The organism is Escherichia sp. KS167_9B, from assembly GCF_030295215.1.
GTDB lineage: Bacteria > Pseudomonadota > Gammaproteobacteria > Enterobacterales > Enterobacteriaceae > Escherichia > Escherichia coli_F.
Map to the genome: position 1 here is coordinate 4,182,453 of NZ_AP025754.1, position 15,552 is coordinate 4,198,004.

General features: G+C 48.4%; 13 protein-coding genes. 4 read left to right on the plus strand and 9 right to left on the minus strand.

The window, feature by feature from the left end; all coding sequences use genetic code 11:
• Positions 1-402 (plus strand): nickel-responsive transcriptional regulator NikR, encoded by a 402-nt coding sequence (nikR, locus tag QUE34_RS21040; protein ID WP_001190062.1) that lies wholly within the window; start codon positions 1-3, stop codon positions 400-402.
• 8 nt (positions 403-410) lie between these two features.
• On the opposite strand, the gene QUE34_RS21045 is transcribed toward nikR, so the two are convergent.
• From QUE34_RS21045 to QUE34_RS21070, 6 genes are all read right to left on the minus strand, one after another.
• Positions 411-1,535 carry an ABC transporter permease gene (locus QUE34_RS21045; protein WP_103253588.1) on the minus strand — a complete coding sequence of 375 codons (1,125 nt, stop codon included), beginning with the start codon at positions 1,533-1,535 and terminating at the stop codon, positions 411-413.
• On the minus strand, positions 1,535-4,270 hold the full coding sequence (gene rbbA / locus QUE34_RS21050; protein WP_032303971.1) for a ribosome-associated ATPase/putative transporter RbbA: 2,736 nt from the start codon (positions 4,268-4,270) through the stop codon (positions 1,535-1,537). The genes QUE34_RS21045 and rbbA overlap by 1 nt, the downstream gene beginning before the upstream one ends.
• On the minus strand, positions 4,267-5,334 hold the full coding sequence (locus tag QUE34_RS21055; RefSeq protein WP_032303972.1) for an HlyD family secretion protein: 1,068 nt from the start codon (positions 5,332-5,334) through the stop codon (positions 4,267-4,269). The genes rbbA and QUE34_RS21055 overlap by 4 nt, the downstream gene beginning before the upstream one ends.
• Positions 5,335-5,396: 62 nt before the next feature.
• Positions 5,397-5,510 (minus strand): protein YhiY, encoded by a 114-nt coding sequence (gene yhiY, locus QUE34_RS21060; protein ID WP_001296785.1) that lies wholly within the window; start codon positions 5,508-5,510, stop codon positions 5,397-5,399.
• 189 nt (positions 5,511-5,699) lie between these two features.
• Positions 5,700-7,322, minus strand: coding sequence for a DUF4049 domain-containing protein (locus tag QUE34_RS21065; protein WP_032303973.1), 1,623 nt, complete (start codon positions 7,320-7,322; stop codon positions 5,700-5,702).
• Between the two features lie 261 nt (positions 7,323-7,583).
• Positions 7,584-9,191, minus strand: coding sequence for a DUF4049 domain-containing protein (locus QUE34_RS21070; RefSeq protein WP_032303974.1), 1,608 nt, complete (start codon positions 9,189-9,191; stop codon positions 7,584-7,586).
• 381 nt (positions 9,192-9,572) lie between these two features.
• On the opposite strand from QUE34_RS21070, the gene QUE34_RS21075 reads away from it, so the two are divergent.
• The gene (locus QUE34_RS21075; protein WP_032303977.1) at positions 9,573-10,625 is read left to right on the plus strand and encodes a DUF2776 domain-containing protein; all 1,053 of its coding nucleotides are present in this window, start codon (positions 9,573-9,575) and stop codon (positions 10,623-10,625) included.
• A gap of 312 nt (positions 10,626-10,937) precedes the next feature.
• Here QUE34_RS21075 and QUE34_RS21080 read toward each other — a convergent pair whose 3' ends face one another.
• Positions 10,938-12,140, minus strand: coding sequence for a BaiN/RdsA family NAD(P)/FAD-dependent oxidoreductase (locus QUE34_RS21080; protein ID WP_032303978.1), 1,203 nt, complete (start codon positions 12,138-12,140; stop codon positions 10,938-10,940).
• Positions 12,141-12,371: 231 nt separating this feature from the next.
• Between QUE34_RS21080 and pitA the strand changes: the two genes are divergently transcribed.
• A complete protein-coding gene (pitA, locus tag QUE34_RS21085; protein WP_000902780.1) occupies positions 12,372-13,871 on the plus strand; it encodes an inorganic phosphate transporter PitA in 1,500 nt (499 codons plus the stop codon).
• Between the two features lie 244 nt (positions 13,872-14,115).
• Here pitA and uspB read toward each other — a convergent pair whose 3' ends face one another.
• Complete coding sequence (gene uspB, locus QUE34_RS21090; protein WP_000626187.1) at positions 14,116-14,451, minus strand: universal stress protein UspB; 336 nt, start codon at positions 14,449-14,451, stop codon at positions 14,116-14,118.
• 390 nt (positions 14,452-14,841) lie between these two features.
• Between uspB and uspA the strand changes: the two genes are divergently transcribed.
• Positions 14,842-15,276 (plus strand): universal stress protein UspA, encoded by a 435-nt coding sequence (gene uspA, locus QUE34_RS21095; RefSeq protein ID WP_000323571.1) that lies wholly within the window; start codon positions 14,842-14,844, stop codon positions 15,274-15,276.
• A 98-nt stretch (positions 15,277-15,374) separates the two neighbouring features.
• On the opposite strand, the gene QUE34_RS21100 is transcribed toward uspA, so the two are convergent.
• Positions 15,375-15,428: a hypothetical protein gene (locus tag QUE34_RS21100; RefSeq protein WP_212591402.1), complete on the minus strand. Its 54-nt coding sequence runs from the start codon at positions 15,426-15,428 to the stop codon at positions 15,375-15,377.
• Positions 15,429-15,552 lie beyond the last annotated feature (124 nt).

The window sequence follows — 15,552 nt, forward strand, 5'->3', positions numbered from 1 at the left end:
ATGCAACGAGTCACCATCACCCTTGATGACGATTTACTGGAGACGCTGGACAGCCTGAGCCAGCGTCGTGGTTATAACAACCGTTCCGAGGCGATCCGCGATATTTTGCGTAGCGCTCTGGCGCAGGAGGCCACCCAGCAGCACGGCACACAAGGTTTCGCGGTGCTGTCGTATGTGTATGAACACGAAAAACGCGACTTAGCCAGCCGTATTGTCTCCACGCAGCACCATCACCACGATCTCTCGGTTGCTACTCTGCATGTGCACATTAATCACGACGACTGTCTGGAAATCGCCGTGCTGAAAGGTGACATGGGCGACGTGCAGCATTTTGCCGATGACGTTATCGCCCAGCGCGGCGTGCGGCACGGGCATTTGCAGTGCTTGCCGAAGGAAGATTAAGCCCGTAATTACGCCATTGTCCCAATCGTCTTCCTGAATCGCAGCAGCGCGATGGTGAAAAACGCGCCGCCAATTGCCATTAGCGTCAGGAACTGCGGCCAGACGATTTCGAATCCGGCACCCCGGTAGAGGATGGCCTGCGCGAGGCTGACAAAGTGTGTCGTCGGCATGGTCAGCATAATGTCCTGCACCATCTGCGGCATACTTTCGCGCGGCGTGGAGCCACCGGAAAGCATTTGCAGCGGCAGTAGCACCAGAATCACCAGCAGCCCCAGTTGCGGCATTGAACGCGCTATCGTCCCCATAAAAATGCCGATTGACGTGGTGGCAAACAGACTGAGCGCCACGCCAAGCATAAACAGCGGGATCGAGCCTTCTATCGGTACGCCCAGCACGCCTTTTACCATCAGCACCAGCGATAATCCCGATACCACCAGCACCACCAGCCCCATCGACCAGATCTTCGCCATCATGATCTCAAACGGCGTTATCGGCATCACCAGTAAGTGTTCCACCGTGCCGTGTTCACGCTCGCGGATCAGCGCCGATCCGGTCAACACAATCGCCAGCATGGTAATGTTGTTGATGATCGCCATCACCCCGCCAAACCATGCGGGATCGAGGTTCGGGTTAAAGCGCATGCGGGTTTCCAGCGATACCAACGGTTCGCTGTTATCACGGTAGCGAGCGACAAAGCTGTTCACTTCACCGTTGATAATATTCTGGATATAACCGTTGCCAGTGAATGCCTGGCTCATGCGCGTGGCATCGACGTTCACCTGAATATCCGGCTGACGTCCGGCGAGGACATCACGCTGAAAATTAGGCGGAATATTTATCGCGAAGGTATAGCGCCCGGCGTCCAGCCCGGCATCCATCTCATCGGCGGTGATCATCTCCGGGGGCAAAAACCACGGGCGGTAGAAGCTGTTAACGATCCGGTTCGATAACTGCGATTGATCCATATCAGCAATGGCGATCGGCGCGAGGTTCAACGATCCTGGCGTGACGGTCGCTGATGAATAAACCGACACCGTAAACGAGAAAATAATCAGCGTCAGCATCGCTTTATCACCAAGCAGACTGCGCAACTCTTTGATACCCAGATTAAAAATATTGCGTAAATGGCGCATCATCCCTCCTGTTTTTTCAGCAGCAGGATGCTTAAGCCCATCACCAGTGGAATGGCTATCAGCAACGGGATAAAAAGTTGCCATAAATCCGTCAGATCCAGCGCCTTCGAGAACGTCCCGCGGGCGATAGTCAGAAAATGACTGGTAGGGTAAACCTCGCCGATCCAACGTCCTGGACCTTCCAGCGAAGCTACCGGATCGATCATCCCGGAAAACTGCGTCGCCGGAATCAACGTGATAATCGCCGTACCGAAAATGGCGGCAATCTGGCTTTTCATAAAGGTGGAGATCAGCAGCCCCATACCAGTGGCGATGATGATATACAGCAGCGCCGCCAGGGTGAGCGTCAGGAAACTGCCTTTATGCGGCACGCCAAACACAAACACCGACAAGGCACAGAGCAGGAAAAAGTTCAGCATCCCCAGCCCGATGTACGGCAGCTGTTTGCCAAGCAAAAATTCGCTACGGGTGGTAGGAGTCACGTAAAGGTTGATAATCGACCCCAACTCTTTTTCCCGCACTACGCTAAGGGCGCTTAACATCGACGGAATCATCATCAGCAACAGCGGGATCACCGCCGGAACAATCGCTGGCAAGCTTTTTACGTCCGGGTTATAGCGATAGCGCGTCTCAATATTCATCAGCCCGCTTTGGCTCGCGGGCGTGGATTGCCGACTCGCCACATCCTGTAGCCAGCTCTGGTGCATGGCCTGCACGTAACCTTTTACTGTTTCGGCGCGACTGGGCATCGCACCGTCGATCCAGACACCGAGTTCCACAGGCGTACCACGCGCGATATCGCGCCCGAAATTGGGTGGAATCTCAATCGCCACCGTGATATCGCCCGCACGCATCCGACGATCAAGCTCGTCATAACTGGTGAGCGGCGGCTGTTCGATAAAATAACGGGAACCGGAGAGATTGAGCGTCCACGCCTGGCTACTGACGGTCTGGTCGCGATCAAGCACCGCAAAGCGCAGATTTTCCACATCCATACTGATGCCGTAACCCATTATCAGCATCAGGATCACCGTTCCCATCAGCGCCAGCGTCGAACGTACCGGATCGCGGCGCAGTTCCAGTGCTTCGCGATGGCTGTAGCTAAACAGACGTCGCAGGCTAAATCCCTGACGCGGCGCGTGGGTGGTGTCATGTACCACAGGCGGCGCTTCGGCTTCGTTGCTCTGCCCTGCCGCTTCCTGCAAATAGGCGATAAATGCCTCTTCCAGACTGGCGGCTCCGCGTTTCTCAACCAGTTCCTGCGGTGTACCGCTGGCAAGCACTTTTCCGGCGTGCATTAGTGAGATGCGGTCGCAGCGTTCCGCTTCGTTCATAAAGTGGGTGGAGATGAAAATGGTCACTTTGTCCTGGCGCGAAAGATCGACCATTAACTGCCAGAACATATCCCTCGCCACTGGATCGACGCCAGAAGTAGGCTCATCGAGGATTAACATTTCCGGGCGATGAATCACCGCCACCGCCAGCGAAAGCCGCTGGCGAATGCCGAGCGGCAATGACTCCGGCAGAACATCTTCAACGTCGTTGAGCTTAAAACGCTCGCTCATTTCAGCCACTCGCGCGGGAATTTCCGCTTCCGGAATGTGAAACAAACGGGCATGTAACTCCAGGTTTTGCCGCACGGTGAGTTCGTTATAGAGCGAAAACGCCTGCGACATATAGCCCACCCGACGGCGAGTATCGATATCTTTTGGATCAACCGGTTGCCCGAACAGCCACGCCTCACCTTCGCTGGCAGGCAGCAGTCCGGTAAGCATTTTCATGGTGGTGGATTTACCGCAGCCGTTCGAACCGAGGAAGCCAAAAATCTCCCCGCGTGGAATGCGGAAATTGACGTGATCAACGGCAACGAAGGAACCAAAACGCATGGTCAGATCGCGCGCTTCGATGGCAATCTCTGCGTTTTCAGGTTGATACGGTGGGATCACTACCGCCTGATGCGCCTGCCGTTGTGCTTGCGGTAACAGATTTATAAATGCTTCTTCCAGCGTGGCGCTTTGCGTTTGCTGCCGCAGCTCTTCGGCGCTGCCAGTCGCCAGTACTTCTCCGGCATTCATCGCTACCAGCCAGTCGAAGCGTTCCGCCTCTTCCATATAGGCGGTGGCAACCAGCACGCTCATATTGCTCTGCCGCTGGCGAATGCTATCGATCAGATCCCAGAACTGGGCGCGGGAGAGCGGGTCAACCCCCGTCGTAGGCTCATCAAGAATCAACAGTTCCGGGTCGTGGATTAACGCACAGCACAGCCCCAGTTTTTGCTTCATCCCGCCAGAGAGTTTCCCTGCCGGACGATCGCGAAACGGTGCTAAACCGGTGCTGGTCAGCAGTTCATTAATTCGTACTTCCCGCTCTGCTTTGTCGTGACCGAACAGGCGGGCGAAAAAATCGACGTTTTCATACACCGACAAGGTGTGGTAGAGGTTTTTGCCCAGTCCCTGCGGCATCCAGGCAATGCGCGGGCAGACGTCGCGGCGATGCCTCGGGTCGCGCATATCGCCGCCCAGCACGATCACGTTGCCCTGCTCAATGACGCGGGCACCGGAAATCAGTGACAACAAACTCGACTTCCCGACGCCGTCCGGGCCAATCAGCCCAACCATGCAGCGGGCCGGAATATCGAGAGTGATATTGTTCAGCGCAACAGTTTTTCCATAATGCTGGCTCACGCCCGCCAGTTGCGCGACAGGCGGGACGGGAACCAGTTCCAGATGCGTCATTGCGGCAACCTCACCACCAGGTCGTCAGGCCACGGAAGTTCTTCATTCACCCGTACCCACGCTACGCCCGGCAAACCGGTTTTGACATATTCCAGATGCTGCTGGAGTAATTCCGGTGGGATACGCGCTTTGACACGGAACATCAGTTTCAGTCGTTCATCGCTGGTTTCGACGGTTTTTGGCGTGAACTGGGCGACGCTGGCGACAAAGCTGATGGACGCAGGAATACGCAGATCTGGCGCGGCATCGAGGATCAGCCGGGCTTCGCCGCCCAGTTTCAGCGTGCCTGCCTGTTCAGTTGGCAGGAAGAAGGTCATATAGACGTCGCTGAGATCGACCATATTTAGCACCCGACCGCCTGCTGCCAGCACTTCCCCAGGCTCGGCAACCCGATACTGCACGCGTCCGTCACGCGGGGCTTTCAGTTCACTGTCATCGATATCTGCGGCAATGCGCCGCTCAGTGGCTTGTGCCGCTTCGACGCGCGTTTGCGCCTGAATGATATTGGTGCGTGCTGCTTCTATAGCCGCTTTAGAAGCCGATACCTGAGCTTTCGCCGATTCCAGCGCGGCTCGGGCGCTCTCGGCGGCGGCGCGATCGTCATCCAGCTGTTGCGCAGAAATAGCCCCCCGTTGGGCAAGCGAGCGGGAACGCGTATGACGTTTAGCCACGGAGTCCAGTTCTGCCTGGCGTTGATTAACCAGCGACTGTGCGGCGCGAGTTTCGCTTTGCCGTTGCTCCAGCAAAGCCTGCGCGGCGGCAACGGCGCTTTGTGCTTCTTTGATTTGCGCGATGGCTTCCAGTCGCTGTTCCTGCAACACGCGAGTATCCATCTTCGCCAGCACTTCGCCTTCGCGAACAAACTGGCCTTCTTTCACCAGAATGGTATCGATACGCCCGGCAATTTTGCTGGCGATATCCACTTCCGTCGCTTCAATGCGCCCATTGCTGACGGCAAAGCCTTCCGGCACACCTGCCGGGCGCAACAGCCACCACGCCACGACGGTAGCCACCGCCAGTAACCCGACAACCCACCACGCCAGATGGCGCTTACTCTTATCCATAATCGACCCGCCATAATCCCTGTAAGCAAACGACACGTGTTACAACTGCCGCCGAACGACGTTCAGCGGATTCTTCCATCCGGGATAAGAAGGAAACGGCAAATACGACCAGCGCGCAGAGCATTGAGCGCCAATGGGGAAGGCTTAGTGAAAACGGGTAGTAATGTTGTCATCATCAGCATTCCTGGCCGTAAATGAAACACGCATACTCATAAGTGTGATCTATAAAACTGGCTGATAAAACGGTATCCATCCTGTTGGATAGCGTTTCACGCCTGTTCAGTTGCAGGAACAGAGCATTCCTTTTTACGTTTTATCAACAGTCTCAACCAGATAGTAACATTAATATTCATGTTGTCTATGGTTCAAAGCTGTAACAGCGTGCGCCTTCTACTCAAAGGCATAAGTTCATTTCTGTTTTTTTCATGCTGGTAAGACGTCCAGGGAGCGGTTACCTCAGGCCCTGCACCAGGATTAATTTGGCAATTATGCATACTGTACATTCTTCCGGCATGTTTACTGTCACGGGCGTTCAGACCTAAAACAGCCCCCATTTCACCTATGAGTTCTCTTCCACCATTACCGTTATGTGCAACAACTTGATTTATACCTAACATTTGTGAGCATGCTAATAGTGCTTCAAGTTTGGGCCTGTAATCTGTCGAGATGGAAAAATAACGATTAAAAGATTGACAAGAGATGGCCCGGCTAATTTTAAATTTTTTACCATTAATGATGGCATGATGCTTCTTATTAATAATTGCCGCTAATTCGACCGGATCGAGAGCATTGGTCATTTCATCAATAGAGACTGTTATCGGTCCTATAATGTAACGTTTTCGCTGATCATCAAAAGTTACCCCATGATGATTTGCCATTATTTTGTATTTAGGGTCATAGAAACATACAGGATAATCTTTTATCCCAACGTAGGTATCCTCATCAAGTGGTTTCATACGCGTGAAGTTCTGCATATAGTTACCATTGCAATTCGTTTCATGATTTCCAGCTAATACATGAACGTTTTCATTGATACTCATTATGCGTTTTAATAAATCGATGATAAATTGATCGCCACAGATATTGCTAAATCGATCGCCGGTTTGGTCGCCAAGAAACGTACATGGCGTCACAGCGTCTTTATTAATAACTAAATAAGGCTGAAGACTTTCTAAAACTATATCTCTTCTGTTCAGAATACTGATTATTGTATTAACATTAGTGTCAAGTTGCTCATTAAAGTTCTCCCTTAGCAATACGTTGAGAACTTCATCTTCTATATTAAGCAACTGACTAAGGAAATTTTCTCCTTCAGCCATAATACCCAAATGACCTGTTGCAGTAAGCGCATACAAAACGGCACCGACTGAGCCATCGGTATCACCGAAATAGGTCGGTCTGGTACTTGTAGGATCAACGGGTGAACAATTTGAGAAATAGACTCTATTAGCAAAATGGGCCTTTATTACTGTTTCGAATTTAATATCAAATATATTGTATTGCGAAGTTTTCCAGTCCCAGAGGGGTTTGTACGACTCAGTAACTACAATATCATTCATATTACCATCTTCTGTCATGGCATTAAGAAAACAAACAATGCTGCGCCAATTTATTTCTATATTATCAAGAGGGCAACCGTAATTTTTTCCATTAATTGTCACAATAAACTGATAACTATTATTCCTGCGTAGGATATGAACACGCATGCCCGATAGCATACTATATTTTTCTGATTGATACGTCTGTATGGAAAATGAAATCTTGTCATCCTGAAAAGATTGTTGGAAACGTTCTATTTGCCAGTCATCTATTTTTTCCACAACTTCACCGAGCATTGTCCTGGCAATACTTGATATGTCATCATCTAAGCCATTTGCTATATACCCAAACAGTTCTTTAGTGAAGTTGGTAACATGATCTTGCATAATATCATTTGCGGGGATTGTCGTCGTACTGTCGTGAGTACCGGTCACAGCTCCAATTTTCATTTTTTACCTCATGCTATTCACTGCGAGGAATACGTAGTTAATATTTAATCTTATGACATACACCTCATGTTCGATGGAAAAACAATTATATTTTGCACAAATCATTCAGCCTTAAGGCATAATATGAAATTTCTTATCTCAAAGTAGACAAAATCCCTAGAGATTGTAGAGGCGTTATCAGAACATACCTCTACAATCGATTAAGAAAACCTATGAAATACTTTCAGGATTAATAAGACATACCACAGTATTCATGGAGTTTTAATGAGATTGAAAACAACTAAGCCCTGATGAATAAATTATTTTATTATTTTTATCACGTACTTCCTTCCGGGAATTTAGACCCATAATACCATTATCAAATTGTTGATTCTGATCTACCCCGAGCCCATGATGGCCATATTTTTGTCTAATGTATTTGCTGGGGTCTTCACATTTGAGTTTCTCTCCACATTTAAAGATATCTTCAGGTTTTGGTCTGAAATCAGTAGTGTTATTAAAATAATTGTCATATACAGGTGTGGATGCTATAGCATTGCTTCTAATTAGATGGATAAGACGATCATCCATGTGTTGTTTATGTTTTTTATTAAATATATTTGCTAATTCCTCAGGATCAATTGGGTCTTTCATCTGATTAAATGGAACCTGCAAAGCACCTAGACAATAACATTCATTTTCTTCATTTCTTATTATTCCGTGATGACTGGTTAAAACTTTCGTTTCTGAGTCATAATTACAAACATCGAGCGTTTTAATTAAATTATATGTATCACCGGAAGAGAGTTTATGATTTGCTAGTCGTGCACTATAGTTACCATTAAAATTGATTTCATGATTTCCAGCCAGAACGACGACATTTTTATTTATACGACTATCTTTATTACCCTCCATATTTCGCATAGAATTTAGCAAAGTAAGGATATATTTATCACCAAAAATAGTACTAAATCTATCGCCTGTATGATCCCCAAGAAAGATACAAGGGGTAATCGCATCGCCTTTTAAAAAAACATGTTGATGCAACTCATTCAAGATCATGTCTCTCGTATCTAATAAAGTAAAGAGTTTTTTCAATTTTTTATTTTCATATGCGAATGAAGCCATGTCTTCGTGTTTTAATAATTCACATAATAAACTCCACCCCTTTTCCCTGATGCCTATATGCCCTGAAACGAGCAATGCATAAAGTACAGCGCCCACTCTTCCATCTGTATCGCCAAAATAAGCCGTGTTGGGATTTTGTGGGTTAATTACACCACACTGTTTATAAAAATCTATTTTTGAAAACACAGAATTAACATAGCTAGCAAACTTATCCTTAGAAAACGTCTCTTTAGAGACATCCCAACGCCAGTCAGCTTTAAAATTACCGCTAAGAAGAGTAAAGAAATTTTCAGGTATGATAGAAAGCCCATTAACTTTATAAATTATGTCTGATTTATCTCCGGAGAAATTAATAAAATAATAACCGTCCTTACGCTCAATCGTAACGGTAATGGGAGACGATAATTTTATCACATGGTTATTGTCTGGTATAATTGTAAAGATAAACGTGTCAGTAGTATTGTCGGCGAAACTATTATATTCTTGAATATCTATAGATGGCTCACTGTTGTAAAACCATATTTTTTCTATCTGAGGACTATGTTCAGTTACCTTCCAGCAGCCATGTTGCAGGAAATAGATGATATGCAGGCCTACATTGTTATCTATTTGCGAATGTTTATCCAGCTTATCAATTTCAACTATCTTTGAACGATGTTTTTTATCAACCTTGCCATGGTGTTGATGACTGTTAACTTTATCTGAATACTTATCTTGATGGTTTGAAGAGATGTGCTTAAATATATTGTGAAATACTTTCATAAATAACCCGTGATATTTTTTGCTTGTTAGTAACAAAATAAATGACACATGTCTGAAAGACATATTTACGACGATATAAAGCAATAATAATTATATGTTCGCTGATTTTAAACACCGAGACCATCCGGTCTTTTACCAATAATGAAAAATAATCCCTCCCTGGAAGATAATTGTAAAGAACGACAGAATAAGAATTAATCTTAGGATAAATATTTATTTACCATGGCCTTTTGAACGCTGAAAAGTAGCGCTCTGCAAAGTAAACCCCGCTATAGTTATGCTATGCATTTGTCTTTAATGATATCTCGTCATTGTATTAACAGGCTGAAATTATCATTAATGCACGTTTCAATATTAGCAGGGATACCTGAGGAGTTTAAAGTGAACATATATATCGGGTGGCTTTTCAAATTAATCCCTTTAATTATGGGCTTGATTTGTATCGCGTTAGGTGGCTTTGTGCTGGAAAGTTCAGGGCAAAGCGAATATTTCGTCGCGGGTCATGTGCTCATTTCTCTGGCAGCCATATGCCTGGCATTATTCACTACCGCATTTATTATCATTTCGCAGCTCACGCGCGGCGTTAATACGTTTTACAATACATTGTTCCCCATTATTGGCTATGCGGGGTCAATTATCACCATGATATGGGGTTGGGCACTGTTAGCAGGCAATGATGTGATGGCAGACGAGTTTGTCGCCGGTCATGTGATTTTCGGCGTTGGTATGATTGCCGCCTGTGTATCGACGGTGGCAGCGTCATCCGGTCACTTTCTGCTCATTCCTAAAAACGCAGCGGGGAGTAAGAGCGACGGAACACCGGTACAGGCTTATTCTTCATTAATCGGTAATTGCCTCATTGCCGTTCCCGTGTTACTCACCCTGCTCGGTTTCATTTGGTCGATAACGCTGTTACGCAGTGCCGACATAACCCCACATTATGTCGCTGGTCACGTATTGCTTGGGTTAACCGCAATCTGTGCCTGTCTAATTGGCCTTGTTGCCACAATCGTCCATCAAACACGTAATACGTTTTCAACGAAAGAGCACTGGCTGTGGTGTTATTGGGTTATTTTCCTCGGCTCAATCACAGTGCTGCAGGGCATATACGTCTTAGTCAGTTCCGATGCAAGCGCTCGGCTGGCTCCCGGCATTATCCTCATTTGCCTCGGAATGATCTGTTACAGCATATTCTCAAAAGTCTGGCTACTGGCACTGGTCTGGAGACGTACCTGTTCGTTAGCCAACAGAATTCCGATGATTCCCGTCTTCACCTGCCTGTTTTGCCTTTTCCTGGCATCGTTTCTTGCGGAAATGGCGCAGACCGACATAGGGTATTTTATTCCTTCGCGGGTTCTGGTCGGTTTGGGAGCGGTATGCTTTACGTTGTTCTCAATCGTTTCAATATTAGAAGCGGGTTCTGCTAAAAAATAATTGCAACGTACCGGATAAAACCAGCGTTGACCATTTGCGTAACGCTGGTTTTTCTTAGGTAGAATGAAATAACGCAGCATTAATGCATAGTGGTTAAGTATAAAAAACAGCAAAGTTACTGTTTTTTTCAACCTGTTCATATTTTATAAAGATCAGCCCACTGGGTGAGTTTTCAATCACCTTTCCCTCCACCTTATATTAAGCATGGGGGTTCAGTTCACGGGCTCATTAGAAAATAATCACAAGATAGCCACTATCAAAATTAGCTCATTTTTAATGCGGCTCTAATAATTTTCATCTTTAGGTAATAGGTCAGGACGACTTCGCTGCAATCAAATCCTGCGCACAAGCCCACGCACTCGACCACGCCCACTGGAAGTTATAGCCTCCCAGCCAACCAGTGACGTCCATCACTTCACCGATGAAGTACAGCCCAGGCACTTTGCGCGCTTCCATCGTCCGTGAAGAGAGTTCGTTGGTATCCACGCCGCCGAGCGTCACTTCGGCAGTGCGATAGCCTTCAGTGCCGTTGGGTTGTACGCGCCAGTCGGTCAATGTGCTAATCAGTGCCTGTTGGTCACGCACGTTGAGCTGTTTTAGCGAAACATCCGGGATTTGCCCAAGTTGCTGTAAGCGTTCAACCAACCGCTTCGGTAGATGAACCGCCAGTGTGTTTTTCAGGCTCTGATTCGGATGTGCGTTACGCTGCTCATTCAGGAAGGTTTCGAGGTCCACATCCGGTAGCAGATTGATGCTGACAAATTCCCCCGGTTGCCAGTAGCTGGAAATCTGCAACACCGCCGGTCCAGATAAGCCGCGGTGGGTGAAGAGTAAGTTCTCACGGAAAACGGTGCCGTTTTCAGCGGTAATCACGGAAGGCACCGCCACGCCTGCCAGCACCTGTAACTCTTCGAGCAACGGTTTATGCAGAGTGAATGGCACCAGACCCGCGCGGGTCGGCAGCACGTTGAGGCCAAATTGTTCGGCAATCTTATAACCAAACGGCGACGCGCCCAGCCCTGGCATTGACAGTCCACCGGTCGCGATGACCAGCTTTTCGCAACCGACAGTCATGCCGTTCAGTTCAAGCATGAAGCCTGTATCATCCTTCGCCACGCTCAGCACTTCGCTACGCAATCTAAAGGTCACATTGCCCTTCTCGCACTCATCCACCAGCATGTCGACAATCTGCTGCGCGGAGTCATCACAGAAGAGTTGCCCTAACGTTTTCTCGTGCCAGGCAATGCCGTGTTTATTGACCAGATCAATGAAATCCCACTGGGTAAAACGCGCGAGTGCAGACTTACAAAAATGCGGATTCTGGCTCAGATAAGCGCCCGGTTCGACATAAAGGTTGGTAAAGTTGCAGCGCCCACCGCCAGACATGAGGATTTTGCGCCCTGGTTTTTTACCATTATCGATCAGCAGAACCCGGCGTCCTGCCTGACCTGCCAGCGCAGAACAGAACATACCCGCCGCACCAGCGCCTATAATAATGGCATCAAACCTTTCCACGTTGCGCTCCTCTAAGAAAAAACGGGCGTGAATTGTAAAGATTCCTCAGTGGTCGCACCAGCATCAATATTACTAAAAGGAAGTATTTGCCTGAATTATATAAGATAATTATTTTTTGAGTGAAATCCATACAGGAGGCAAATCAAAAAAAGTCTATATTTCACTTTGCCCGCGCCGCGAAAGTCACTGATAATGCGCCGCGTTCATGTCCTCAAAATGGCGTAACGTCCTATGCTACATTTGTTTGCTGGCCTGGATTTGCATACCGGGCTGTTATTATTGCTTGCACTGGCTTTTGTGCTGTTCTACGAAGCCATCAATGGTTTCCATGACACAGCCAACGCCGTGGCAACCGTTATCTATACCCGCGCGATGCGTTCTCAGCTCGCCGTGGTTATGGCGGCGGTATTCAACTTTTTGGGTGTTTTGCTGGGTGGTCTGAGTGTTGCCTATGCCATTGTGCATATGCTGCCGACGGATCTGCTGCTTAATATGGGATCGTCTCATGGCCTTGCCATGGTGTTCTCTATGTTGCTGGCGGCGATTATCTGGAACCTGGGTACCTGGTACTTTGGTTTACCTGCATCCAGCTCTCATACGCTGATTGGCGCGATCATCGGGATTGGTTTAACCAATGCGTTGATGACCGGGACGTCAGTGGTGGATGCACTCAATATCCCGAAAGTATTAAGTATTTTCGGTTCTCTGATCGTTTCCCCTATTGTCGGCCTGGTGTTTGCTGGCGGTCTGATTTTCTTGCTGCGCCGCTACTGGAGCGGCACCAAGAAACGCGCCCGTATCCACCTGACCCCAGCGGAGCGTGAAAAGAAAGACGGCAAGAAAAAGCCGCCGTTCTGGACGCGTATTGCGCTGATCCTTTCCGCTATCGGCGTGGCGTTTTCGCACGGCGCGAACGATGGTCAGAAAGGCATTGGTCTGGTTATGTTGGTATTGATTGGCGTCGCACCAGCAGGCTTCGTGGTGAACATGAATGCTACTGGCTACGAAATCACCCGTACCCGTGATGCCATCAACAACGTGGAAGCTTACTTTGAGCAGCACCCTGCGCTGCTGAAACAGGCTACCGGTGCTGATCAGTTAGTACCGGCTCCGGAAGCTGGCGCAACGCAACCTGCGGAGTTCCATTGCCATCCGTCGAATACCATTAACGCGCTCAACCGCCTGAAAGGCATGTTGACTACTGATGTGGAAAGCTACGACAAGCTGTCGCTTGATCAACGTAGCCAGATGCGCCGCATTATGCTGTGCGTTTCTGACACTATCGACAAAGTGGTGAAGATGCCTGGCGTGAGTGCAGACGATCAGCGCCTGTTGAAGAAACTGAAGTCCGACATGCTTAGCACCATCGAGTATGCGCCGGTGTGGATCATCATGGCGGTCGCGCTGGCGTTAGGTATCGGTACGATGATTGGCTGGCGTCGTGTGGCAACGACTATCGGTGAGAAAATCGGTAAGAAAGGCATGACCTACGCTCAGGGGATGTCTGCCCAGATGACTGCAGCAGTGTCTATCGGCCTGGCGAGTTATACCGGGATGCCGGTTTCCACTACCCACGTACTCTCCTCTTCTGTCGCGGGGACGATGGTGGTAGATGGCGGCGGCTTACAGCGTAAAACCGTGACCAGTATTCTGATGGCCTGGGTGTTTACCCTTCCGGCTGCGGTACTGCTTTCCGGCGGGCTTTACTGGCTCTCCTTGCAGTTCCTGTAATCGCACGCACCAAAACGAGCGGGTCAGCTGGCCCGCTTCAGATTGTTGACATAGTGCGCTTTGTTCATGCCGGATGCGGCGTGAACGCCTTATCCAGCCTACAAAAACATGCAAATTTAATAGATTGCAGAGATTATGTAGGCCTGATAAGCGTAGCGCATCAGGCAATTTTGCGTTTGTAATCAGTCTCGAGCGGGTCAGTTTGCTGGCCCGCTTTTTTTATGCGTTATTTTTGCTGAAGTGCTTAATGCCAAATCATCAATGCAATCAGACTGACCACCACCAGACCACACAATGCGCTGGTCAGAATAAACTGCCGACGCACCCGCTCACAGCGGCGAATAAACTCATCATCGTGATGATCGCGATAACGTTGGGCATAGATATACCAAACGAGACGCACCTGTTTGTTGGGTTGGCCATGTGAGGTAAAAAAGCCCCCCCCATCCACATATTGATAGAGCAATGGATCGCAGTTACGCAGTACCACTAACAACGCGCGTAGTGATGAGAAATAGCGCGCCATGTTAACAATGCAAACGACACATAAAGCCCAAAATAATGCGACGGTGCTTATCATACCTCCTCCCCGGCGACCTGCCCGCGGAGTTCCACCCCGGGGCTACCGCTCCCGATACGCTGCCAATCAGTTAACACCAGGTCCTGGAGAAACCGCTTTTGTGGTGACCAACATCCGAGCGGCTCTATAGATAGTGTAGGAGATCAGGTTGTTTTTTTTCCAGAAGGTTAACCACTATCAATATATTCATGCCGAAAATTTGTTTATCTAACGGGTAAGCAAGGCGGATTGACGGATCATCCGGGTCGCTATAAGGTAAGGATGGTCTTAACACTGAATCTTTACGGCTGGGTTAGCCCCGCGCACGTAGTTCGCAGGACGCGGGTGACGTAACGGCACAAGAAACGCTAGCTGGCCAGTCATCGACAACTTTATGGAAGGAGTAACACTATGGCTTATAAACACATTCTCATCGCGGTCGATCTCTCCCCGGAAAGCAAAGTTCTGGTAGAGAAAGCAGTCTCTATGGCTCGCCCCTACAATGCGAAAGTTTCTCTGATCCACGTAGATGTAAACTACTCTGACCTATACACCGGGCTTATTGATGTGAATCTGGGTGATATGCAGAAACGCATCTCTGAAGAGACACATCATGCGCTGACCGAGCTTTCTACTAATGCAGGCTACCCAATCACTGAAACCCTGAGCGGCAGCGGCGATCTGGGCCAGGTTCTGGTCGATGCAATCAAGAAATACGATATGGATCTGGTGGTTTGTGGTCACCACCAGGACTTCTGGAGCAAACTGATGTCTTCCGCACGTCAGCTGATCAACACCGTTCACGTTGATATGCTGATTGTTCCGCTGCGCGACGAAGAAGAATAATCTTCCCTCCACGACGTGTGCCTGAACGCCCGCATATGCGGGCGTTTTGCTTTTTGGCGCGCCTTGTTACCTGATGCAGCGTATACGCCTTATCTGGCCTACGATCTGCGTACGCAATCAAAATCCCCAGCCAATACAACATTTAACACCATCATATTTTCCATCATTAGTGTGATCAGCTGGTTATTTTCTGTTGTAATAGTGTATTAATCTATTCACCGCATCAATATTAAGAATCTCTGACAGATGTAAACTTTTTCGCGCGTTATCCCTTAC

Bases quoted from the DNA above. Each gene is read 5' to 3' on its own strand.
- nikR (WP_001190062.1), top strand. From the start codon at position 1: ATGCAACGAGTCACCATCACCCTTGATGACGATTTACTGGAGACGCTG.
- QUE34_RS21045 (WP_103253588.1), bottom strand. From the start codon at position 1,535: ATGCGCCATTTACGCAATATTTTTAATCTGGGTATCAAAGAGTTGCGC.
- rbbA (WP_032303971.1), bottom strand. From the start codon at position 4,270: ATGACGCATCTGGAACTGGTTCCCGTCCCGCCTGTCGCGCAACTGGCG.
- QUE34_RS21055 (WP_032303972.1), bottom strand. From the start codon at position 5,334: ATGGATAAGAGTAAGCGCCATCTGGCGTGGTGGGTTGTCGGGTTACTG.
- yhiY (WP_001296785.1), bottom strand. From the start codon at position 5,510: ATGATGACAACATTACTACCCGTTTTCACTAAGCCTTCCCCATTGGCG.
- QUE34_RS21065 (WP_032303973.1), bottom strand. From the start codon at position 7,322: ATGAAAATTGGAGCTGTGACCGGTACTCACGACAGTACGACGACAATC.
- QUE34_RS21070 (WP_032303974.1), bottom strand. From the start codon at position 9,191: ATGAAAGTATTTCACAATATATTTAAGCACATCTCTTCAAACCATCAA.
- pitA (WP_000902780.1), top strand. From the start codon at position 12,372: ATGCTACATTTGTTTGCTGGCCTGGATTTGCATACCGGGCTGTTATTA.
- uspB (WP_000626187.1), bottom strand. From the start codon at position 14,451: ATGATAAGCACCGTCGCATTATTTTGGGCTTTATGTGTCGTTTGCATT.
- uspA (WP_000323571.1), top strand. From the start codon at position 14,842: ATGGCTTATAAACACATTCTCATCGCGGTCGATCTCTCCCCGGAAAGC.